The organism is Stenotrophomonas sp. C9D9, assembly GCF_056491205.1.
This window is the reverse complement of the sequence record NZ_JBSZIF010000004.1, coordinates 566,471-589,847: the sequence shown is the minus strand read 5'-3', so window position 1 is coordinate 589,847 and position 23,377 is coordinate 566,471. Positions and strand designations below refer to the sequence as shown.

The 23,377-nt window shown below is 66.0% G+C and carries 12 protein-coding genes, 4 tRNA genes and 3 pseudogenes; 14 read left to right on the top strand and 5 right to left on the bottom strand.

Going from position 1 to position 23,377, the window contains the following annotated elements; genetic code table 11:
• Nucleotides 1–43: 43 nt before the first annotated feature.
• The 5 genes and pseudogenes from ACXI0D_RS08200 to ACXI0D_RS08180 all read right to left on the bottom strand — a co-directional run bounded on the left by ACXI0D_RS08200 (nucleotide 44) and on the right by ACXI0D_RS08180 (nucleotide 10,923).
• Nucleotides 44–685, bottom strand: coding sequence for a response regulator (locus tag ACXI0D_RS08200; protein WP_014036089.1), 642 nt, complete (start codon nucleotides 683–685; stop codon nucleotides 44–46).
• The gene (locus ACXI0D_RS08195; protein WP_479642468.1) at nucleotides 682–3,909 is read right to left on the bottom strand and encodes a hybrid sensor histidine kinase/response regulator; all 3,228 of its coding nucleotides are present in this window, start codon (nucleotides 3,907–3,909) and stop codon (nucleotides 682–684) included. The genes ACXI0D_RS08200 and ACXI0D_RS08195 overlap by 4 nt, the downstream gene beginning before the upstream one ends.
• Nucleotides 3,910–4,033: 124 nt before the next feature.
• Nucleotides 4,034–5,254: an EAL domain-containing response regulator gene (locus tag ACXI0D_RS08190; RefSeq protein WP_101764971.1), complete on the bottom strand. Its 1,221-nt coding sequence runs from the start codon at nucleotides 5,252–5,254 to the stop codon at nucleotides 4,034–4,036.
• On the bottom strand, nucleotides 5,251–8,022 hold the full coding sequence (locus ACXI0D_RS08185) for a response regulator (protein WP_479642467.1): 2,772 nt from the start codon (nucleotides 8,020–8,022) through the stop codon (nucleotides 5,251–5,253). The genes ACXI0D_RS08190 and ACXI0D_RS08185 overlap by 4 nt, the downstream gene beginning before the upstream one ends.
• A gap of 161 nt (nucleotides 8,023–8,183) precedes the next feature.
• Nucleotides 8,184–10,923, bottom strand: a pseudogene (locus ACXI0D_RS08180) (TonB-dependent receptor plug domain-containing protein).
• A 170-nt stretch (nucleotides 10,924–11,093) separates the two neighbouring features.
• Here ACXI0D_RS08180 and ACXI0D_RS08175 point away from each other — a divergent pair.
• From ACXI0D_RS08175 to rpoB, 14 genes and pseudogenes are all read left to right on the top strand, one after another.
• The gene (locus ACXI0D_RS08175) at nucleotides 11,094–12,113 is read left to right on the top strand and encodes a cyanophycinase (protein WP_014036094.1); all 1,020 of its coding nucleotides are present in this window, start codon (nucleotides 11,094–11,096) and stop codon (nucleotides 12,111–12,113) included.
• A 117-nt stretch (nucleotides 12,114–12,230) separates the two neighbouring features.
• Nucleotides 12,231–13,247: an isoaspartyl peptidase/L-asparaginase family protein gene (locus ACXI0D_RS08170; protein WP_101766377.1), complete on the top strand. Its 1,017-nt coding sequence runs from the start codon at nucleotides 12,231–12,233 to the stop codon at nucleotides 13,245–13,247.
• Nucleotides 13,248–13,384: 137 nt separating this feature from the next.
• Nucleotides 13,385–13,470, top strand: a tRNA-Tyr gene (locus ACXI0D_RS08165).
• Nucleotides 13,471–13,494: 24 nt separating this feature from the next.
• Nucleotides 13,495–13,568: transfer RNA gene (locus ACXI0D_RS08160), tRNA-Gly, on the top strand.
• 49 nt (nucleotides 13,569–13,617) lie between these two features.
• Nucleotides 13,618–13,693 (top strand) — tRNA-Thr (locus tag ACXI0D_RS08155).
• A gap of 41 nt (nucleotides 13,694–13,734) precedes the next feature.
• A complete protein-coding gene (tuf, locus tag ACXI0D_RS08150) occupies nucleotides 13,735–14,925 on the top strand; it encodes an elongation factor Tu (protein WP_014036096.1) in 1,191 nt (396 codons plus the stop codon).
• 102 nt (nucleotides 14,926–15,027) lie between these two features.
• Nucleotides 15,028–15,103, top strand: a tRNA-Trp gene (locus ACXI0D_RS08145).
• Between the two features lie 49 nt (nucleotides 15,104–15,152).
• The gene (secE, locus tag ACXI0D_RS08140; RefSeq protein ID WP_004154361.1) at nucleotides 15,153–15,566 is read left to right on the top strand and encodes a preprotein translocase subunit SecE; all 414 of its coding nucleotides are present in this window, start codon (nucleotides 15,153–15,155) and stop codon (nucleotides 15,564–15,566) included.
• A 10-nt stretch (nucleotides 15,567–15,576) separates the two neighbouring features.
• On the top strand, nucleotides 15,577–16,137 hold the full coding sequence (gene nusG / locus ACXI0D_RS08135; RefSeq protein ID WP_004154362.1) for a transcription termination/antitermination protein NusG: 561 nt from the start codon (nucleotides 15,577–15,579) through the stop codon (nucleotides 16,135–16,137).
• A 258-nt stretch (nucleotides 16,138–16,395) separates the two neighbouring features.
• The gene (gene rplK / locus ACXI0D_RS08130) at nucleotides 16,396–16,824 is read left to right on the top strand and encodes a 50S ribosomal protein L11 (RefSeq protein ID WP_004145248.1); all 429 of its coding nucleotides are present in this window, start codon (nucleotides 16,396–16,398) and stop codon (nucleotides 16,822–16,824) included.
• Nucleotides 16,825–16,828: 4 nt separating this feature from the next.
• Nucleotides 16,829–17,527: a 50S ribosomal protein L1 gene (gene rplA, locus ACXI0D_RS08125; protein ID WP_004154350.1), complete on the top strand. Its 699-nt coding sequence runs from the start codon at nucleotides 16,829–16,831 to the stop codon at nucleotides 17,525–17,527.
• Between the two features lie 386 nt (nucleotides 17,528–17,913).
• On the top strand, nucleotides 17,914–18,450 hold the full coding sequence (gene rplJ / locus ACXI0D_RS08120) for a 50S ribosomal protein L10 (protein ID WP_005408203.1): 537 nt from the start codon (nucleotides 17,914–17,916) through the stop codon (nucleotides 18,448–18,450).
• A gap of 63 nt (nucleotides 18,451–18,513) precedes the next feature.
• A pseudogene (gene rplL, locus ACXI0D_RS08115) lies at nucleotides 18,514–18,881 on the top strand (50S ribosomal protein L7/L12).
• A gap of 329 nt (nucleotides 18,882–19,210) precedes the next feature.
• Nucleotides 19,211–23,369 (top strand): annotated as a pseudogene (gene rpoB, locus ACXI0D_RS08110) (DNA-directed RNA polymerase subunit beta).
• The last annotated feature ends 8 nt before the right edge of the window (nucleotides 23,370–23,377 follow it).

Here is a 23,377-nt window from a genome sequence, read left to right as displayed (position 1 = left end):
AGGCCCCGTTGCAGGGCCAGCAGGATTCAGCCGGGAGTGGGCCTCAGCCGAACAGCGAGGCCTGCAGGCAGTACTCGATCAGCGCCTGGTCGCTGTCCACGCCGAGCTTGCGCATCGCACTGATCTTCTGCGTGCTGACCGTCTTGGCGCTGCGCTGCAGCTGGCGCGCGATGTCGCCCACGCTCATGCCGCTGGTGAACAGGCGGATCACCTCCAGCTCGCGCGGCGACAGGCGCGCACGGACCGCATCGGCATCGGCAGGTTCGCTCGCGGCTACCGGCAGCAGTCCCGGGGGGCGGTAGACGCGGTCGGCCAGCACTACGCGCAGGGCCTGTACCAGGCTGCCCAATCCATGGCTCTTGAGCACCACGCCGCCCGCGCCGGCGGCATACATCGCCGCAACCAACGACGGATTGGACACCATCGTCAGCACCAGCAGGCGCGTCTCCGGGAAGCTGCGGCGCAGGAACGAGATCAGCTTGATGCCGTCCCCGAAGCGGTCGCCCCCCGGCATGCTGTAGTCGGTGATCACCGCCTGTGGCCGGGTCCGGGTCATCAGCTCGATCAGCGTAGCCGGATCGGCCGCTTCGCCCACGATGTCCAGGTCCAGCTCCCCGGCCAGTACGTCGCGGATGCCGGCAAGCACGATCGGGTGGTCGTCGGCGATGAGGATCCGTGTGGTCATGGCAGGGTCGGGTCGTCAGGAAGGGAGGGGGATGCAGTGTCGAGCAGCGGATGCAGCAGCTGTTCGAGGCGTTGGCGGAACCCGGCAAGAGCGGCCGCCTGGGTGGCCAGGTCATCGCCGCCGGCAAGGCGCTGTTCGATCTGCAGGCCACTGTCCACCAGCGCAGGTGCACCGACGATCACCAGTGCGCCGCGGATGCGGTGCAGAACCTGCGCCACGCGGGCGGGATCGGCAGCGGCGATCGCCTGGCGCAGGCTGTCCAGGTCGGCCTGCATGGTCTGTACGAACAGCGACTGCATCTTCGCCGGAACCTGCAGCGGGGGATCCTTGTCGTGCGACGAGGTGGACACAAGGTGCTCCTGCATCGCAGGGGCCGGCGCATCGCCGTCGGTGATCCGGGTCAGCAGGCGCTGCAGGGCTTCCAGCGTGATTGGCTTGACCAGCACGCCCTGCATGCCGGATTCCTGGCAGCGTTGGCGTTCGGCCGGGTCGGCATTGGCGGTGGCGCCGTGGATCGGCACGCTGACACCACGTGCCCGCAAGGCGCGGGCCAGGCCGTAGCCATCCAGCCCGGGCATGTTCAGGTCGGTCAGCACCAGCGCGAACGCCCCTTGTTGCCAGTAGCCCAGCGCTTCATTGCCATCGCTGGCGACCACGGCGCGGCAGCCGAGCTGTTCCAGCTGGTCGCGCAGGATCGCCTGGTTGATCGGGTTGTCCTCGGCGACCAGCACCTGCAGGCCGAAATGGCGCGTCGCCGGCAAGCGCCCTTCGGCGCTGGCGGCCAGCGGTTGGCCGCTGGCCGCGGCCAGGGCGAGCACGATCGCGTCGAACCGATGCAGGCCAACCTGCCAGGCGCCATCGACCTGCCGTGGCCGCACGCCGCCTTCGCGGCAGGCGACCACGCGCGGTCCACCCGCCCATGCGGGCAGCGAGTCGTCCAGGACCAGCTCGAGCAGCACGCCGGACGATGGCAGGCCTGCTGCGCTGTCCTCCCGGTACACGCTGGCCTGTGCACCGCGCTGCTGCAGGCGCTCGCACAGCGATTGCACCAGTTCGCGCACGCTGCCCCGCACCTGTACCTGCAGGCCGGCGGGCAGTTGCGGCGGGGGGGATTGTTGCGGATCCGCCGGCGCCGATGGCAGCGGCAGTTCGACGCTGAAACTGCTGCCCAGGCCGCTCTCGCTGACCACGCGCAGCTGCCCCTCCATCAACGCCACAAGGTGCGCGCAGATGGCCAGGCCGAGGCCGGTGCCCCGCATCGCATCGGTGCCCGGGTTGGCCTGGAAGAACGGCTCGAACAGATGCGCCTGGTGTTCGCTGGCAATGCCGATACCGGTATCGGCCACCTGCCATTGCAGCCAGCAGCGTTGCTCCTGCCAGCGTGCCGAAACGCGGACCACCACGCGCCCGCTGTCGGTGAACTTCAGCGCATTGCTGATCAGGTTGTTGAGCACCTGGCGGATCCGTGCGGCATCTCCACACACCATGGGTGGCACGTCGGCATCGATGCAGGCGTAGAACTGCAGCCCCTTGTTGGCGGCCGCAGCGGCATACGAGTCGAGCGCGTCTTCGGTCAGCCGCACCGGATCGAACGGGCTGGGCTCCAGGCTCAGTTGCCCGGCCTCGGCCTTGCTGACATCCAGGATGTCGCTGATCAGCTGCATCAGGGTCGAGGATGAACGCTGGATCGTTGCAAGGTAGTCCTGCTGCCGCGCATCCAGTGGCGTCAGCCCCAGCAGTTCAAGCGTGCCGAGCACGCCGTACAGCGGCGTGCGGATCTCATGGCTCATGGTGGCCAGGAACTGGCTCTTCGCGCGGTTGGCCTGGTCGGCGGCGCGGCGCGCCTGCTGCAGCACCTGCTCGGCTTCATGCTGGCTGCTCAGATCAATGAACAGGCACAGCACCGCCGGCTCGCCGCGATAGCGCGCCGGTGTCGCGGTTACCAGCAGGTGGCGGCCTTCGGGCGTGGCGTAGGCCAGGCCATCGCCCAGCGTGGTGCCGCCGGCAGCCAGTACGCTGCGCCGCCACGGGCCATGCCAGCCACCGGCATGGTAGTCCTCGCCCAGCCAGCGACGGGCGAGGGCGTTGTCCAGCAGCACATTGCCATCGGTACGGCGCAGCAGGCACAGCCCGATCGGCGCGTTGTCCAGGATCGTGCGACTGAAGGCTTCGCTTTCCAGCAGGCGCGCGTGGTTGCTGCGCAGCGGCTCGATGACCGAACGCCGGTACGCGCGCAGCACCAGCGTGCCACCCAGTGCCAGCAGCAGGGCGACCACGGTCGCGCCCAGCAAGGGCCCCTGCGGGTGCTGGAACACCTGCCGCCAGCCGACGTGGTAGACCGCCAGCCAGCCGCGTTCGCTGCGCATGCGGAACTGCAGGCCATCGAGGCCGGCCTGCCAGGAGGTGCCGGCGTCGCTGGCATCGGCCGCATCGCCCAGCAGGCGCTGGCCATTGGCATCGAACAGCGACAGCCGCTGGAACACCGGGACGCCCAGCACCTGCCGGTAGTCATCGACACGGCCGGGATCGAGCAGGCAGGCCAACGCCGCCTGCGAATCCTTGTCGTCCTCACCCCACAGGCGCGCATCCTGCGGGGCGTGGGCGATGGCCAGCAGCCAGGTCTGCCGGTCGCGCCATGGCACGCCCACCCAGACGATGCCACCGCGCTGCAGCGCCGGCCGCGTACCCATGACCTGATGGATGCCGGTGATCGCCGGGCGCAGGTGATGCGGGCTGTTCTGGCTCGCATCGGTACCGGCGATCTGTACCGGTGCCAGCAGCCCGCGCGTGCCTTGGCCATCGACCAGCAGGCATTGTGGCGGTGGATAGCGCGAGGCCGACCAGAACGTGCCGTAGAAGCGCAGGAAGCGGTCGCCCAGTTCGGTCGGTGGCGAAAGGCTGGCCCCGTCGCTCCCGATCACCGCGAAGTTGGCGAACAACGGCCCGCGCTGCAGCTCCACGCTGGCATCGGCCACCGGCTGCCCCCGCGTGCCGATATCATGCAGCCGCCACTGGCGCAGGAAGCGCTCCTGCTCGCGCAGCGTGCCGTCCAGGCGGCGGAAGTGGTATTCGATCTTGCTGCGCTCTTCGTTCACCAGCTGCGAGCCGGCCGACAGCAGCAGTCCGGCCTGCAGGGTCGCCAGCACCACCACGCCGATCAGCAGGGCGTGGACGCGCAGCGAGCGGCGAGCGAGTCGGCGTACAGGAGCGGCCTCGGCCGGCATGGCAGGTCTCGGAGCAGGGGGCGGTCAGCGGCACCGGTGGCGGCAGCGCAAAGTCCGCCGCCACTGCACAGACAGGATCGTCAATGCCACTTGATGATTTCGTGAAGCCGACGTGGAATCCGTGTCAGCGCAGGGCGGCCCGCGGCGACTCGTCCACCTGGGGCGCTTCCTCGTCCAGCAGGCGGGTGAATTCATCCGACGGCAGCGCCTGCGAGATCAGGAAACCCTGCACCTGGCTGCACCCCAGCTGGCGCAGGGCGGCCAGGTCGGCATCGCTTTCCACGCCCTCTGCCACGATGGTCAGGCCCAGCTGGTTGGCCAGCGCGATCACCGTCGACAGGGTCAGGTGCAGGGCCGGGTCGCGCGCGCATCCGCTGACCAGGGCGCGGTCGATCTTGACCTCGGTAAAGGGGGTATTGACCAGGTTGTGGACCGAGCTCAGGCCCTGCCCGAAATCATCCTGGGCCAGGCCGAAGCCCTTCATGCGCAGGCGGCAGGCGCCGGCATAGAAGTCGCTGACGTGCCGCGTGGTGCTGTTTTCCATCAGTTCGAAGCACAATTCACCGGGCGTACCGCCGTTGGCCAGGGTCAGCGCCAGCAGCTCGTCGGGCAGGTCCGACTGCTCCAGCAGGTGAGGGGGCAGGTTGATCGATACCGGTACCCGGAAGCCTTGTTTGCGCCAGCGTGCCTGTGCGCTGATGCTGGCCTTGAGCATCATCCGCAGCAGATCGCCCTCCAGCCCATAGCGGCAGATTGCCGGCAGGAAGCTGCCAGCGGCCAGCGTGCCCAGCTGCGGGTGGCGCCAACGCACCAGTGCCTCGGCCGCCACGACCCGTCCTGACTGCAGTGACTTCTTCGGTTGGAACCAGGCTGTCAGGCTGCCATCGGCCATGGCCTGGCGCAGCTGCGATGCATCCGGTTCGGGCGCAGCCGCCGCGCGCGTGGGGGCCTCGCCGGCGGCCGGACGGGCCTGCGCCAGGGCCTCGAACAGGGCGTCCACATCGGCGGCCGCCACCGGCTTGGGCAGCAGGCCGATCACATCCAGCCCCAGCGATTCGGCCATCAGCCGTGCCGAGGTCATCATCCGGCGCGGCGCGGCGCTGACCACCGCAAGGCGGGGCGGGCGCGGCTGTGCCGCCAGCGCCTGGATGAACTGGATGCCGTCCTGCCCGGGCATCAGCAGGTCACTGACCACCAGGTCGTAGGGCTGGCACGCACACAGCGCGATGGCCGCATCCACGTCCTCGCAGGCATCGACCTGCACGCCGGCGCGGCTGCCGAACAGGTTGGCCAGGAAGCCACGTTGGAAGGGCTGGTCTTCCAGGATCAGGATACGCTGGGTCATGCGGGGTCTCCTTGGCGCAGGGCGTTGAGCGCCTTGCGCAGGCGGGCGATGTCGATGGGTTTGCTCAGGTAGCCCTGCATGCCACTGGCCAGGCAGCGCTCGCGCTCCTCGGCGGTGGCATTGGCGGTGGCGCCGATCACCGGCACCGGGTTGCCGTCATCGCGCAGCTGGCGGGCCAGCGCGTGGCCGTCCATGCGCGGCATGTTGATGTCGGTCACCACCAGGTCGAAAGACTGCTCGCGGCATCGCTGCAGGGCTTCCACACCGTCCTGTGCCAGCTCCACGTCGCAGCCGAGGGTGCGCAGCTGCTCGGCCAGGATCACCCGGTTGATCGGGTTGTCTTCGACGGCCAGCACGTGCAGGCCCAGCGGCATCGGCGTTGCCGCGCGCGATGTTTCCGGCAGCGCCGCACGTTGCTGCTGCACGTTGGCCAGTGCATTGCCGATCGCGGTCATCCCGTGCAGGGTCACCACCAGGCTGCCATCGGCGGCAACGGTGGGCTGGTCACCGCCGTCGATCGATGCCACCACGCGGGGGCCTGCCCAGGCCAACGGCATCCCGGCCTCGCCGTCCATCAGGATCGCGCCGTCGTGGTCCAGCAGTGCAGGGTCGCCCTGCAGGGGCTGCGCGTTGGCGCCCCACCGACGCAGCCAGCCGCAGGCACTGTCGACCAGTTCGCGATCACGGCCGCGGACCAGGATCGGCGGCTCCGGCAGCAGCGCGGGACCATCCTCGGCAGCGGCCAGCACCGGCAAGGGCAGGCGCACGCTGAAGCTGCTGCCCAGGCCGGGTTCGCTCACCACCTGCAGCTCACCGCTCATCAGGCGCACCAGGCGGTCGCTGATGGACAGGCCCAGCCCGGTGCCCTGCGCACTGGCCGCGCCTCGGACCTGGCGGAACGGTTCGAACAACCGCGCCTGTTCCTCCGCAGCGATGCCCACGCCGGTATCGGTGACCTGCCAGGCCAGCACGCTCGATTCGCCTTCGCGCTGCACCTGGCGCACGCGCAGTACCACCCGGCCATGCTCGGTGAACTTGATCGCGTTGCTGAGCAGGTTGCCCAGCACCTGGCGGATGCGGTCGGCATCACCGAGCACCCGCGTCGGCAGGCGCGGATCGGTACAGACCAGGATCTGCAGGCCCTTGCAGGTGGCCGACGCGGCGAAGCTGCGCAGCACGCTCTCGGTCAGCTCGCGCGGCGAGAACGCCGCCGGCTCCAGGGTGAGCTGCCCGGACTCGATCTTGGAAACATCCAGCACATCGCTGATCAACTGCAGCAGGACCGACGAGGAACTCTCAATCGTGCGCAGGTACTGCGACTGCCGGGCGTCCAGCGAGGTGTGCCCGAGCAGCTCCAGCGTGCCCAGCACGCCGTAGAGCGGAGTCCGGATTTCATGGCTCATGGTGGCCAGGAACGCACTCTTGGCCTGGTTGGCCGCATCCGCGGCCTGGCGTGCCGACGACAGCGCGGCCTGCGCCTGGCGGTGCCGGGAAATGTCATGGAACACGCACAGCAGCACGTCGTCGCCCTGGTAGCGGCAGGCCGCGTGCAGCACCTGCAGCTGACGACCATCGCGGGTGGTGAATTCCAGTCCACGCCCGCGCTCCCCGGCATGTCCGCGCCATGGCGCTTGCCAGTCGCTGTGTTCGCCTTCTTCGCCAAGCCAGTCGCGCAGCAGCTGGTTGGAGAGCAGCAGCGCGCGGTCGCTGCGGCGCAGGACGCAGATGCCGACCGGCGCCATGTCGATCACCGTCGAACTGAAATCCAGGTTCTCCAGCAGCCGGCGGTGTTGCTGCAGGGCCGGCTGGATCAGCTGGAGGTCCACGCGATGCCGCAGCAGGCGCAGCGCGAGGCCTGCCAGCAGCAGCAACAGCACGCAGATCAGCAGGGGCACCGCCAGGTCGCCCAGCAGCAGCTGCGGCGGCAGGTGGTAGACCAGCCGCCAGCCATCATTGCCAACCCCCTTCACCAGCGCTACGCCGCGCGGAAGCCCGCCGCTCCACAACGTGCCGAAGCTGTCGTCCTGGCGCTCCCGCAGGGTCTTCCAGCCCGCACCATCCAGTCGCGGCGCCTGGCTCGACAAGGCGGGCTGCCCGCCACGGTCGAGCAGCGCATAGCCGCCGATGCCCTGGCCGTCGATCATGCCCGCCGCCGCCGCGCCATCGAGCAGCAGCACCAGCCACTGCGTCGGATGGGGGCCCGCCTGTACCGGCTGGGCCAATGCAACGCCACTGTCACCCGGGCGCAGCCAGTACACCGGGTCGGCCCCTTCCACACTGCCGTTGCGCGCCTGCAGCACACGCAGCGATGGCAGGCGCGCCAGGTCGACATCGACCTCGCCACCGGCCAGCCAATGCGCGCCCCGTGCGTCGACCAGCAGCAGGTGCGTCTGCAGCGCCTGCAGCGTGTGCTCGGCGCGCGCTGACAACAGCAGCCGCTGGCCCGGTTGGCCGCCAGCACCATCCAGCGGCACCTGGCGCATGCCTTCGCTGTCCGTCGCAGGTGCATCCGGGTTGCCCGTCACGACCGAATCGCCCAGGTAGCGCAGCAGGGCTTCGCGCTGGTCGAAATAGATCTGTGCCCTGTAGGCCGCTGCATTCATTTCGCGGCGATGGGTCGAGATGTCTTCGGTGAATGCCGTGAGCAGGTAGAAGCCGGCCGCGGCGGCCAGGCAGATGAAGACGCATACGGTCAGGCAGCGCAGCAGCACCGACGCGGTGGTCGGTGGCACGGCCTGCTGCAGCGAAGGGCGGGGGAAGCGGAACATGCAACATGCTAGGGAGCGGCGCGGATGGCGCGGAATCAGCCGTTTCCTAAAAAGCCGCCGCGGACCGGCCAGGTGGCAGCTCCTGCCTGGAAACCGTTCAGGCGGTGGAAAAAGAACCCCCGCCGAAGCGGGGGTCTCCTGTATCGGCGCTGGCCCGGCGCTTACAGCGCGCTACCACCGAACTTGTGGGTGTACTGCAGGTTGATCGTGCGGCCGACGCTGTCGAACCAGGACACGTCGTAGTACGGGTAGGCGGTGTAGGTACGGTCCTTCGGCGGCATCTTGTTGAACACGTTGACCACCGACAGCGACAGGCGCGAGTGGTCGTCGAAGCGGTACTGCAGCGAGGCGTTGTAGCGATACGTTGCCTTCACGTACGGGCTGTCGCCGCTGTCCCAGTCGAACACCTGGTCGTAGCTGTCCGAGGTCGGCAGCTTGCCCAGGCGCGAGCCGTACACCGTTGCCGACCATGCATCCTTCTCCCAGGTCACGCTCAGGCTGGTCTTGGTGCGCGGGATGTCGAAGCCGCTGTTCACTGCGAACTGGTCTTCGGTACGGTCGCCCGGGTAGCGCTGGAAATCATGCTTCTTCACCCAGGTGTGGGTGCCGTTGAAGATGAAGTCGCCGATGCCCGTCTGCAGGCGGTAGCGCAGGCCGACGTCGATGCCGGAGGTAGACTCGCGGGCGACGTTGATCGGCTCCACGCGCACGCCATACAGGCGCCCGTCGTTGCTGCGGGTGATGCGGGCGAGCGCATCCACGCAGGTCGGCGAGGTGATGTCGGCGCTGCCCAGGCGGCAGTTCGCTTCGTTGGCCAGGATCGTGCGCACGTCCATGTCCTGCACCTGGTTGCGCATGTCGATGTCGAACCAGTCCACCGACAGATCCAGGCCGATCGCCGGCGACCAGACGAAGCCGGCACTCCACGAGGTGCTGGTTTCCGGGTCGAGCTGGCGGTTGCCGGTACGGCTGCGGATCAGGTTGCGTTCGTAGTCGGCGCAGTCGGTGGCACCGTCCGCGCGGCAGCTGTACAGGTCTTCGGCGGTGGTCTCATCGTTGCCCGGGCCGGCGAACACGTAGTGCAGGTCCGGCGCACGGAACGCGGTGCCGTACGAACCGCGGACCAGCAGCGTGTCGATCCGGGCGCCATTCCAGGCCACCGCTCCAGGTCGCCTTGCCGATGGTGTGGCCGGAATAGCGGTACTGGTCGTAGCGGCCGGCCACGCTCAGGTTGACCGTCTCGTGCAGCGGCATGCGCAGCTCCGCAGCGGTCGCCCAGCGGTTGCGCGAACCCTTTCCGTCCGAATCCTTCCAGCTGTAGTAGTAGTACTCGGTCGCCAGCGGATCGGGGTTCAGCGAGTAGGCCTGCTGGCCCACTTCCACGGTCGCGGCAAACCCGGCGTCGCCCCCCGGAAGGCCGAACAGCGCCGAATTGGTCAGGGTGAAGGCGGCGGTCTCCGTGCGCGACTTCGGGGTGTAGGTGGTACGCGCGGCGATCGAATCGTACTCGGCGCGGGTCAGCGGCCGGTACAGGCGTGACGGGTCGGCGTTGTAGATCGGGAAACCGTCGTCATCCACGCCCAGCTGCGGGCCGAGGAACAGGTCATTGGCCTTGGCGGCGATGATCTGCGCCCAGCTGATCCGCGACTGGTACTGCGAATGGCTCAGCGCCGCTTCGTAGTCCCAGTTGCCGGTCAGGTTGCCCTTGAAGCCGGTGGTCACGCTGAAGGTCTTCTGCGTGCTGCGCACCATGGCGTTGCGCAGGCCACCCATTTCCTCGGGCGAGAACTGGCGCTGCCAGAACTCGATCTCGCCGGTGGCTTCGTTGTTGAAATAGCCCGACTCATCGCCGTTGGCATCCATGCGGCCCCACTTGGTGACGTCGCGCATCAGCGACATCGTGTGGTAGCCCAGCTGCACGTCGGCGAACCACTGCTGGCCATTGTCGAAGTCGTAGCTCAGCGACGCGTAGCCGTTGGCACCGCGGCGCTTGCTGAGGATGGTGCCGTAGCCGATCGAGCTGTCGCTGCCGCAGTAGTAGCCGTACTTCGGGCGATAGGCGCGGTAGGTGCTGCCCTGGTTCTGCCCGGCCAGCGCTTCGCAGGTGGCGGCGCCCGGGTCCAGGTAGTCATCGTTGTAGTCGGTGCGCAGGTAGGCACGGCGCGCGATGCGCGAACCCTCGGTGGGGCCGTCCTGGGTCGAGTCCTGGATGTCGCGCTCATAGGCCCACAGCGGGGTCTGCGACTGCAGTTCGACGCTGTACACCGCGTTGAAGTTGCCACGGCTGAAACCGCTGGCGATGCTCATGTCGAACGACTCGCCACCGCCTTCGGTGGTGGTGCCCATGCGCATGTCGATGGTGGTGCCGTCGGCCTTCTTCTTCAGGATGAAGTTGACCACGCCGGCGATCGCGTCCGAACCATAGATGGCCGAGGCGCTGCCGGTCAGCACTTCAATGCGCTCGATCATCCCCAGCGGAATGTTGGAGACATCGGTGAAGTTGCTGCGGCCCTTGAACGGCATCGGGAAGTCGGCGATACGGCGGCCATTGACCAGCACCAGCGTGTGGTTCGGGCCCAGGCCGCGCAGGTCCACCTGCTGGGCGCCCGGCGAGAAGTCGGCGCCGCTGGAAGACTGCTGGCTCTGTGTCTCACCGCCGTTCTGGGTCATCGCACGCAGCACGTCCGGCACGCTGGTGAAGCCGCTGGAGCGGATCTGTTCGGCGTTGATCACCGTGATCGGGGCGGGGCCTTCCACCTGGGCGCGCGGAATGCGCGAACCGGTGACCTGCACCGCGTCCAGTTGTTGTACCGAAGAGGAAGCCGGAGCCTGGGCGGCCGCGGAAGCAGCCACACCCATCAACGCCAGCTGGATCGACCACGCCATCGCCTTTCTACGCATGAGGAATTCTCGGAAATGAAGCTGGCCCGCAGAGGAGGGGCCCTGTCCCCCATTCAGATTTCCGGAATGGGCGCGCGCATTTAACGCCTTTTTTATGTCCTTGACTACTGGGTCCCTATCTGGCAAAGAGTGAAAACGCTTGCAAGTCGATTTTGTTCAGGGAGATCAAGATGCGACGCCTTCACCGGACCCTGCGTACCCCCGTTGCCTGGTTGGCGCTGCTGGTGCTGGCCTGGCCATTGGCCGCGCCCGCGCAGGACCTGCAGGGCCCCGGCTTCGCCTATTACGAGGTCGGCGACCTTGAGGCCCCACGCCCCGGCCCGCGTGCGCCCGCGATGATGCTGATGGGCGGTGGCGAGTGGGTGCCGGACGCCTTCCAGTGGTGGTTGAAGCAGGCCGGCAATGGCCGTGTGCTGATCCTGCGTGCCTCCGGCGGCGATGAACTGCAGGACCGCCTGTACCGCGAGATCGGCGGCACCACCGCGGTACAGACCCTGGTCTTCGACAGCCGCCGTGGCGCCGATGATCCAGCCGTGCTGCGCGTGGTCGCTGCGGCCGATGCCATCTTCATTGCCGGCGGCGACCAGTCGCGCTACATCCGCTTCTGGAAGGGCACCGCACTCAACCGCGCGCTCAACGCCCATGTACGCGCCGGCAAGCCGATTGCCGGTACCAGCGCCGGCCTGGCCATCCTCGGCGGCTATGCCTATGGCGCCATGGATGGCGGCAGCATCAGCTCGGCCGGTGCGCTGGCCGATCCGATGGGCAGCGCAGTCACCATGGACAGTGGCTTCCTGCAGATGCCCTACCTGCAGCGCGTGGTCACCGACACCCATTTCGACAAGCGTGACCGCCTTGGCCGCCTCATCGTGTTCGTGGCACGCGCCGCGCAGGACAGTGGTGACCCCGACATCGTCGGCATTGGCGTTGATGAGGACACCGCCCTGTGCGTGGAGCCCGATGGCCGGGCCCAGGTCTACAGCGCTGATGGCGAAGGCAAGGTCTGGGTGGTCAGCCCCGGTCGCGATGCCGACCGCCTGGTCGAGGGCGAACCACTGCGCTTCCATGCTGTTCCGGTGACCGTGGTCGCCAGCGGCAGCCGCATGCGCCTGGATGACTTCCAGGCCGAGGCCGACTACCAGGCCGTGGCCGACGTCAGTGACGGCGAGATTGAAGTCGTCCGTCAATGATCTTCCCGAAAGTGCCGGCCGCTGGCCGGCAACTCACCTTTCCTGATGCGCCCCTTGCCGGCCAGCGGCCGGCACTACCCTGCAATCCATTCCCTCGTCCTGCTGGAGACGTACCTGATGAAACTGCGCTTGGCGCTTTCCGCGCTGCTGTCCCTGCCGTTGCTAGCCCAGGCCGCACCGGCGACGTCGCCGCTGCTGGTCATCCATGGCGGCGCCGGCGTCGAGCGCAAGGACCTGTCGCCGGCAGAAGAAAAGGCCGCGCGCGAAGCGTTGCGCGCCGCACTGCTGAAGGGCCATGCCGAACTGGCGGCCGGCCGCCCGGCGCTTGCAGCGGTCACTGCGGCGATCACCGTGCTGGAGGACGATCCGACCTTCAACGCCGGCAAGGGCGCGGTGTTCACCCATGACGGCCACAACGAGCTGGACGCCGCAGTAATGGACGGCGCCACCCAGGCAGCAGGTGCGGTGGCCGGCGTGCAGCGGGTGCGCAACCCGATCCTGCTGGCGCAGACCGTGATGCAGAAGTCCAGCCACGTGATGATGGTCGGGCAGGGCGCCGAAGCCTTCGCGGTGGAGCAGGGCATTACCCTGGTTGATCCGTCGTACTTCCGCACGGAGAAGCGCTGGCAGCAGCTGCAGCGTGCGTTGAAGGAAGAGGCCAATGGCCAGGCGCATGCAGACCTGGAGACCGCAAAGCACTTCGGTACCGTCGGTGCCGTCGCGCTGGATGCGCAGGGGCAGCTGGCCGCCGGTACTTCCACGGGCGGCATGACCAACAAGCGCTATGGCCGGGTGGGTGACTCGCCGATCATCGGCGCCGGCACCTGGGCCGATGCGCGCTGTGCGGTATCGGGCACCGGTTGGGGCGAGTACTACATCCGCACCGCGGCCGCGCACGAGATCTGCGCGCGCATGCGCTACCAGGGGCAGACCCCGGAGCAGGCCGGCAAGGGCGTCATCAACGAGACGATTCCGCAGATGGGCGGCGACGGCGGTGCGATCGTGCTCGCCGCAGACGGCAAAATGGCCACGCCCTTCAACACCCAGGGCATGTATCGGGGCTGGATCGGCGCCGACGGTGTCCCTCATGTCGCAATTTTCGCCAGCGAGACCCTGCCGCTCCCCGGGCAATAACCTTGCGTATCAATGGGTTTGCGACAACGTGTGAAAAAGATGGAAAAAAGCGTTGACAGGCCCCCGTCCCATCAGCAGAATAAGCGGCTCACCACCACACACCGCAACGCTTCGGCGGCAACGGAATGGGGTGGTAAGGAGGGATACCCAAGCGGCCAACGGGGGCAGACTGTAAATCTGCTGGCTTACGCCTTCGGTGGTTCGAATCCACCTCCCTCCACCAGTTTCACGTTGTGACATTCCCGGCGCGGGAGTAGTTCAATGGTAGAACCTCAGCCTTCCAAGCTGATGGTGCGGGTTCGATTCCCGTCTCCCGCTCCATTGAATGAACTTTGAATCTTATCGAGTTCATGTCATAATGCAAAACTCGGCTCACGTAGCTCAGTCGGTAGAGCACTTCCTTGGTAAGGAAGAGGTCGAAGGTTCGATTCCTTTCGTGAGCACCATCTTAAGCATCACCTCTCAGACGAATTCGAGATAAGCAGCCATGGCCAAGGGTAAGTTCGAGCGCACCAAGCCGCACGTCAATGTCGGCACCATCGGTCACGTCGACCACGGCAAGACCACGCTGACCGCCGCACTGACCAAGATCGGTGCCGAGCGCTTCGGTGGCGAGTTCAAGGATTACTCCTCGATCGACGCCGCGCCGGAAGAAAAGGCGCGTGGTATCACGATCTCGACCGCGCACGTCGAATACGAATCCCCGATCCGTCACTACGCCCACGTCGATTGCCCGGGCCACGCTGACTACGTCAAGAACATGATCACCGGTGCCGCCCAGATGGACGGCGCGATCCTGGTGTGCTCGGCCGCTGACGGCCCGATGCCGCAGACCCGTGAACACATCCTGCTGTCGCGCCAGGTCGGCGTGCCGTACATCGTCGTGTTCCTGAACAAGGCCGACATGGTCGACGACGCCGAGCTGCTCGAGCTGGTCGAGATGGAAGTGCGCGAACTGCTGAGCAAGTACGAGTTCCCGGGCGACGACACCCCGATCATCGCCGGTTCGGCCCGCCTGGCGCTGGAAGGCGACCAGAGCGACATCGGCGTGCCGGCCATCCTGAAGCTGGTCGACGCGCTGGACAGCTGGATTCCGGAGCCGGAGCGTGCGATCGACAAGCCGTTCCTGATGCCGGTGGAAGACGTGTTCTCGATCTCGGGCCGCGGCACCGTGGTGACCGGTCGTATCGAGCGCGGCGTGATCAAGGTTGGCGACGAAATCGAAATCGTCGGCATCCGTCCGGTGCAGAAGACCACCGTCACCGGCGTTGAAATGTTCCGCAAGCTGCTGGACCAGGGTCAGGCAGGCGACAACGCTGGCCTGCTGCTGCGCGGCACCAAGCGTGACGACGTCGAGCGTGGCCAGGTGCTGGCCAAGCCGGGCACGATCAAGCCGCACACCAAGTTCGAAGGCGAAGTCTACGTCCTGTCGAAGGACGAGGGCGGCCGTCACACCCCGTTCTTCAACGGCTACCGTCCGCAGTTCTACTTCCGCACCACCGACATCACCGGCGCCGCTGCACTGCCGGAAGGCGTCGAAATGGTGATGCCGGGTGACAACGTCAAGATGGTCGTCACCCTGATCAACCCGGTGGCCATGGACGAAGGCCTGCGCTTCGCCATCCGCGAAGGCGGCCGTACCGTCGGCGCCGGCGTGGTCTCGAAGATCATCGAGTAAGCCTGCAGTACCGGTGGTTGCATAGCGCCGCCGGTTACGCGAATGGCGGGCCGGGAACCTCGGTCCGCCTTCGCCGTCTAAGGGAAGGCAAGTTTTCAACGTACGCCAGTAGCTCAATTGGCAGAGCAGCGGTCTCCAAAACCGCAGGTTGGGGGTTCGAGTCCCTCCTGGCGTGCCATCTGCCCACCTTATCCAGCGGCCTGGGCCGCTAAAGCAGACACAGCCGGATGAATAGCAAGATCGAACACTCCAAGGACAACTCCGCCCACGGTGGGGATATCGTCAAGTATGTCGCCGCATCGCTGCTGGTGCTGGCCGGTCTGTTCGTCTGGTTCTGGTTCTCTGCCGACTCTGGTCGCGCCGCCCAGCTGGGTGCGTGGGCAGGTCAGCTGCGTGCGTTGGCGGTCGTGGTCGGTCTGGTTGGCGGTATCGGCGTGTTCATGCTGACCGGCAAGGGGCGCGACACCCGCGAATTCCTCTCCGAGTCGCGCTTCGAACTGCGCAAGGTGGTCTGGCCGACGCGCCAGGAAGCCATCCGCATGACGTGGGTCGTGATCGTCGTGGTGCTCATCCTCAGCCTGCTGCTGGGTGGCTTCGACTTCCTGATCCAGAAACTGACTCAGTGGTTCCTGAGCCGCTAAGGAGAATTGCATGAAGCGTTGGTACGTCGTTCACGCCTATTCGGGCTTCGAGAAGTCGGTGGCGCAGGCTCTGCGCGATCGCATCGTCCGTGACGGCATGGAAGAGCGCTTCGGCGACGTCCTGGTCCCGACCGAAGAAGTGGTCGAGATGCGCGCTGGCCAGAAGCGCCGCTCCGAGCGCAAGTTCTTCCCGGGTTACGTGCTGGTCCAGATCGAGACCCACGAAGAAGCCGGCATCCCGCGCATCGACAACGAAAGCTGGCACCTGGTCAAGGAAACCCCGCGCGTGATGGGTTTCATCGGCGGCACTGCCGATCGTCCGTTGCCGATCGCCGATTCCGAGGCCGAGGCCATCCTGAATCGCGTTCAGGAAGGCGTCGAGAAGCCGCGTCCGAAGGTGCTGTTCGAGCCGGGCCAGATGGTCCGCGTCACCGACGGTCCGTTCAACGATTTCAATGGCGTCGTCGAAGAAGTCAACTACGAGAAGAGCCGCCTGCGCGTCTCGGTGCTGATCTTCGGTCGTGCCACCCCGGTCGAGCTCGAGTTCGGCCAGGTCGAAAAGGCCGTCTGACCCGTCTGTAGAGTCGAGCCATGCTCGACTCCGGACCAGAAACCGGGCCTGGCCCGGTTTCGTTCGTTTACCTGCCGCTTCAGGCATGTGAAGAAAAAACCTGTTATAGTGCGCGGCTTCCCGCTGGGAAGGCCAGCAGGACGAGGCCGCCGCAAGGTGGCCTTCAGCATGATTTCAAAACGCGATGCCGGGACGCGTGATTCCCGGTCCGATGGGGAGCCTGTTGTCGAAAGGCGCTAGCACCCGGAGAGCACTCACATGGCAAAGAAAGTTGTCGGTTACATCAAGCTGCAGGTGAAGGCCGGTCAGGCCAACCCCTCGCCGCCGGTCGGTCCTGCGCTGGGTCAGCGTGGTCTGAACATCATGGAATTCTGCAAGGCGTTCAACGCTGCCACGCAGAAGCTCGAGCCGGGTCTGCCGGTTCCGGTGATCATCACGGCCTACTCGGACCGTACGTTCACCTTCATCACCAAGAGCACCCCGGCTACCACCCTGCTGAAGAAGGCCGCTGGCATCTCGTCGGGCTCCAAGCGCCCGAACACCGAGAAGGTCGGCAAGGTCACCCGTAAGCAGCTGGAAGAGATCGCCAAGGCGAAGGAACCGGATCTGACTGCCGCCGACCTGGACGCCGCCGTGCGTACCATCGCTGGCTCTGCCCGTTCCATGGGCCTCGTGGTGGAGGGTTAATAAGATGGCACAGACCAAGCGTGAGAAGGCCATCAAGGCCGCCGTCGTTCCGGGCAAGGCGTACGCCTTCGAGGACGCGATCAACATCCTGAAGAGCGCCACCAAGGCCAAGTTCGTCGAGTCGATCGACGTTGCCGTGCGCCTGGGCGTCGATGCGAAGAAGTCCGACCAGCAGGTCCGTGGCTCCACCGTGCTGCCGGCCGGTACCGGCAAGTCGGTCCGCGTCGCCGTGTTCGCTCCGGCCGGTGCCAAGGCTGACGAAGCCCTGGCCGCTGGCGCCGAAGCCGTCGGTATGGATGACCTGGCCGAGAAGATGCAGGCCGGTGATCTGAACTACGACGTCGTCATCGCGACCCCGGACGCCATGCGCGTCGTCGGTAAGCTGGGCACCGTGCTGGGCCCGCGCGGCCTGATGCCGAACCCGAAGGTCGGCACCGTTTCCCCGAACCCGGGCGAAGCCGTGAAGAACGCCAAGTCGGGTCAGGTCCGTTACCGCACCGACAAGGCCGGCATCATCCACTGCACCATCGGCAAGGCCGACTTCGCCGAAGACGCGCTGAAGTCGAACCTGACCGCGCTGCTGCTGGACCTGATCAAGGCCAAGCCGGCCACCTCGAAGGGCACCTACCTGCAGAAGGTTTCGGTCAGCTCGACGATGGGCCCGGGCGTCACCGTCGACCAGTCGTCGCTGACCCTGAAGTAATTGTTTCAAGCGGTCACGGTACCTTCGGTGCCGTGACCGTGACATTTGAAGGCATCGCTGGCAGTGCATCGCCCGCGGTAGCCGTCAAAGACCGCAGGCGCGGTCGTGGCAATACCGGCGACGGGCACGGAAGCTCGATCTGGCAAGGAGTCGCCGCCGGAGCAGTCATGAGCGCTTAATCGATTCCCCGGAATCACCCTGCGTAGATGGTGCCCTTCTGGAGTTTTTCTGGTTCACGCACGTCTGGGTTTCCCAGGTTGGCCCACTCCAGGTCTAGAACGGCCCACCCCCGGAACATCATCCCGATGTTCCCGGCGTCCAGGACGGATGCCGCACAGGACCGCACACGGCAGGAGCCGTAAGCGGAGTTCAATAGGAGGAGTGCAATGGCTCTCAATCTGTCCCAGAAGCAAGAAGTAGTCGCCGAGCTGGCAGACGTCGCCGCCAAGGCCCACTCCTTGATCGCAGCCGAATACGCTGGCACCACGGTCGCCCAGATGACCGCGATGCGCAAGCAGGCTCGTGAAACCGGTGTTTTCTTGAAGGTTGTCAAGAACACCCTGGCTTCGCGCGCCGTTGAAGGCACCGAGTTCGCAGTCGCACAGGACCAGATGGTTGGTCCGCTGCTGTACGCGTTCTCGCTCGAGGAGCCCGGCGCTGCCGGTCGCCTGATCAAGGAAGCCGCCAAGGGCAACGACAAGCTGAAGGCTAAGGTCGTCGCCATCGGTGGTGAAGTGTTCCCGGCGAGCCACGTCGACGTGCTGGCATCGCTGCCGACCCGCGACCAGGCCCTGGCCATGCTGGCCCGCGTCCTGACCGAGCCGGTCACGATGTTTGCCCGCGCCATCAAGGCCGTTGGCGAGAAGCAGGGTGGTGGCGATGTCGCCGCCGACGCTGCCGAGCCGGCCGCCGAGACCGCCTGAGTTTCGACTTACCGTGGTTCCTGACGGAACCTCAACCCAGAAAATCATCCAAAGGTATTAATCATGTCCCTTACCAACGAACAGATCGTCGACGCCATCGCCGAGAAGTCCCTGATGGAAGTGATGGAGCTGGTCAAGGCCATCGAAGAGAAGTTCGGCGTCTCCGCCGCTGCTCCGGTCGCCGTGGCTGCTGCCGCTGGCCCGGCTGCTGCTGTTGAAGAGCAGACCGAATTCGTCGTCACCCTGAAGACTGCCGGCGAGAAGAAGGTCGAAGTCATCAAGGCCGTCCGCGCCATCACCGGCCTGGGCCTGAAGGAAGCGAAGGACCTGGCCGAGCCGGCGGCGTCCTGAAGGACAACGCTTCGAAGGACGAAGCCGAGAAGATGAAGAAGGACCTGGAAGCTGCTGGCGCGACTGTCGAAGTCAAGTAAGCAGTTACCTTGCATCGTCACCGATTCACGGCGATGCAGCCAAGGCTGGGGGCGTAAGCCCCCGGCCTTTGGTCGTTGTTGCGGTGTTGTAGATCCACGCTCTGCGTGGGTGTGAAAAACAGCAGGAAAAAGCCCAACACGGGCTGCAGTCAAACCCCGGCAGGCCAGCGCACGGCGCGGCAGCGGGGGAGTGGTAGCAGACGAGTTGGCAGTTGGAAGTAGCGGGAGAAGGCGTGCTGGTGCCGGCAATACCAGCGACTTCCAACTGACAATTTCAAGTTCCCTTCGGATCGTGGGCGCACGATCCGCACAACAAGGTGGAAGACCTCATGACGTCCTATTCGTTCACCGAAAAAAAGCGTATCCGCAAGGATTTCGGCAAGCAGCGCTCGATTCTCGAAGTGCCGTTCCTGCTCGCCATCCAGGTGGATTCCTATCGTGAATTCCTGCAGGAAAACGTCGATCCGGCCAAGCGCACGGACCACGGCCTGCACGCTGCGCTGAAGTCGGTCTTCCCGATCGCCAGCTACAGCGGCAATGCCGCCCTGGAATACGTCGGCTACAAGCTGGGCGAACCGGTCTTCGACGAGCGTGAGTGCCGCCAGCGCGGCATGAGCTACGGCGCCCCGCTGCGCGTGACCGTGCGCCTGGTGATCTACGACCGTGAGTCGTCGACCAAGGCCATCAAGTACGTGAAGGAGCAGGAGGTCTATCTGGGCGAAATCCCGCTGATGACCGAAAACGGCACCTTCATCGTCAACGGCACCGAGCGCGTCATCGTCTCGCAGCTGCACCGCTCGCCGGGCGTGTTCTTCGACCACGACCGCGGCAAGACCCACAGCTCGGGCAAGCTGCTGTACAGCGCCCGCATCATTCCTTACCGCGGTTCCTGGCTGGACTTCGAGTTCGACCCGAAGGACGCGCTGTTCACCCGTATCGACCGTCGCCGCAAGCTGCCGGTGTCGATCCTGCTGCGCGCGCTTGGCTACAGCAACGAAGAGATGCTGGCCGAGTTCTTCGAGATCAACACCTTCCACATCAACCCGGATGAAGGCGTCCAGCTGGAGCTGGTGCCGGAGCGCCTGCGTGGCGAAACCCTGGGCTTCGACCTCGCCGACGGCGACAAGGTCATCGTGGAAGCCGGCAAGCGCATCACCGCGCGCCACATCAAGCAGCTGGAAGCCTCGGGCATCGCTGCCCTGGCCGTGCCGGACGACTACATCGTCGGCCGCATCCTGTCGCACGACGTGGTCGACGCCTCGACCGGCGAACTGCTGGCGCAGGCCAATGACGAGATCACCGACGAGCAGCTGCAGGCCTTCCGCAAGGCCGGTGTGGATGCCGTGGGCACCCTGTGGGTGAACGATCTGGATCGTGGCCCGTACCTGTCCAACACCCTGCGCATCGACCCGACCAAGACCCAGCTGGAAGCCCTGGTCGAGATCTACCGCATGATGCGTCCGGGCGAGCCGCCGACCAAGGATGCCGCGCAGAACCTGTTCCACAACCTGTTCTTCACCTTCGAGCGCTACGACCTGTCCGCGGTCGGCCGCATGAAGTTCAACCGTCGCGTGGGCCGCAAGGAAACCACCGGCGAAGCCGTGCTGTACGACAGCAAGTACTTCGGTGAGCGCAACGACGAAGAGTCCAAGCGTCTGGTCGCTGCCCACGGCGACAGCTCCGACATCCTGGACGTGATCAAGGTCCTGACCGAGATCCGCAACGGTCGCGGCGTGGTCGATGACATCGATCACCTGGGCAATCGTCGCGTGCGTTCGGTCGGCGAAATGGCCGAGAATGTGTTCCGCGTCGGCCTGGTCCGCGTCGAGCGCGCGGTCAAGGAGCGCCTGTCGATGGCCGAGTCGGAAGGCCTGACCCCGCAGGAGCTGATCAACGCCAAGCCGGTCGCCGCTGCCATCAAGGAGTTCTTCGGCTCCTCGCAGCTGTCGCAGTTCACTGGACCAGAACAACCCGCTGTCGGAAGTGACGCACAAGCGTCGCGTCTCGGCCCTGGGCCCGGGCGGTCTGACCCGTGAGCGCGCCGGCTTCGAAGTGCGCGACGTGCACCCGACCCATTACGGCCGCGTCTGCACCATCGAAACCCCGGAAGGCCCGAACATCGGCCTGATCAACTCGCTGGCCGTGTACGCCCGCACCAACCAGTACGGTTTCCTCGAGACCCCGTACCGCAAGGTCGTGGACGGCAAGGTCTATGACGAAGTCGAGTTCCTGTCGGCGATCGAAGAGAACGAGTACGTCATTGCGCAGGCCAACGCCCTGACCAATGCCGACAGCGTGCTGACCGAGCAGTTCGTTCCGTGCCGCTTCCAGGGCGAATCGCTGCTGAAGCCGCCGGCGGAAGTCCACTTCATGGACGTCTCGCCGATGCAGACGGTGTCGATCGCGGCCGCGCTGGTTCCGTTCCTGGAGCACGATGACGCCAACCGCGCACTGATGGGCGCCAACATGCAGCGTCAGGCCGTGCCGACCCTGCGTGCGCAGAAGCCGCTGGTCGGTACCGGCATCGAGCGCGCCGTGGCGCGTGACTCCGGTGTGACCGTGAACGCCCGTCGTGGTGGCGAGATCGTGCAGATCGACGCGGCCCGCATCGTGGTCAAGGTCAACGAGGAAGAGATCGTTGGCGCCACCGACGCAGGCGTGGACATCTACAACCTGGTCAAGTACACCCGTTCGAACCAGAACACCTGCATCAACCAGCGTCCGCTGGTCCAGGTGGGTGACGTCATCGCCCGCGGCGACGTGCTGGCCGACGGTCCGTCCACCGACATCGGCGAACTGGCTCTGGGCCAGAACGTGCTGATCGCGTTCATGCCGTGGAACGGCTACAACTTCGAAGACTCCATCCTGCTCTCCGAGCGCGTGGTGGAAAGAGGATCGTTACACCACGATCCACATCGAAGAGCTGACCTGCGTCGCGCGTGACACCAAGCTGGGGCCGGAGGAAATCTCCGCCGACATCCCGAACGTCTCCGAGCAGGCGCTGAACCGCCTGGACGAGAGCGGCGTGGTGTACATCGGTGCGGAAGTCCGCGCCGGCGACATCATGGTCGGCAAGGTCACCCCGAAGGGCGAAAGCCAGCTGACCCCGGAAGAAGCTGCTGCGCGCGATCTTCGGCGAGAAGGCTTCGGACGTTAAGGACAGCTCGCTGCGCGTTCCGCCGGGCATGGACGGCACCGTCATCGACGTGCAGGTCTTCACCCGCGACGGCATCGAGAAGGACAAGCGCGCCCGCCAGATCGAAGAGTCTGAAATCAAGCGCGTCAAGAAGGACTTCGACGACCAGTTCCGCATCCTGGAAGCCGCCATCTACATGCGTCTGCGTTCGCAGATCGTGGGCAAGGTGGTCAACGGTGGTGCTGGCCTGAAGAAGGGTGACGTGATCACCGACGCCTTCCTGGACGGCCTGAAGAAGGCTGACTGGTTCGCCCTGCGCATGAAGGACGAGGACGCTTCGGAAGCCATCGAGCGCGCCCAGAAGCAGATCCAGGCGCACGAGAAGGAATTCGAGCGTCGCTTCGCCGACAAGCGCGGCAAGATCACCGCCGGCGACGACCTCGCCCCGGGCGTGCTGAAGATGGTCAAGGTGTTCCTGGCCGGTGAAGCGCCGCATCCAGCCGGGCGACAAGATGGCAGGCCGCCACGGCAACAAGGGTGTGGTCTCCAACGTGGTGCCGGTCGAGGACATGCCGTACATGGCCTCGGGCGAAACCGTGGACATCGTGCTGAACCCGCTGGGCGTGCCGTCGCGTATGAACATCGGCCAGATCCTGGAAGTGCACCTGGGCTGGGCCGCCAAGGGTCTGGGTCGCAAGATCCAGGCGATGATGGAAGCCCAGGCGGCGGTTGCCGACCTGCGCAAGTTCCTGGACGACATCTACAACCACGACGACACCAACGTGGCCAACCGTGTCGACCTGTCGCAGTTCAGCGACGAGGAACTGCTGCGCCTGGCCCGCAACCTGACCGACGGCGTGCCGATGGCCACCCCGGTCTTCGACGGCGCCACCGAAGCGGAAATCAAGCGCATGCTGGAACTGGCCGACCTGCCGAGCAGTGGCCAGACCCAGCTGTACGACGGCCGCACCGGTGAAGCCTTCGATCGCCACACCACCGTTGGCTACATGCACTACCTGAAGCTGAACCACCTGGTCGACGACAAGATGCACGCCCGTTCGACCGGCCCGTACTCGCTCGTCACCCAGCAGCCGCTGGGCGGCAAGGCGCAGTTCGGCGGCCAGCGCTTCGGTGAAATGGAAGTCTGGGCGCTGGAAGCCTACGGCGCGGCCTACACCCTGCAGGAAATGCTGACGGTGAAGTCCGATGACGTGCAGGGCCGCAACCAGATGTACAAGAACATCGTCGACGGTGAGCACGAGTCGATGGTCGCGGGCATGCCGGAATCCTTCAACGTGCTCGTGAAGGAAATCCGCTCGCTGGCCATCAACATGGAACTGGAAGACAACTGATCCATGCC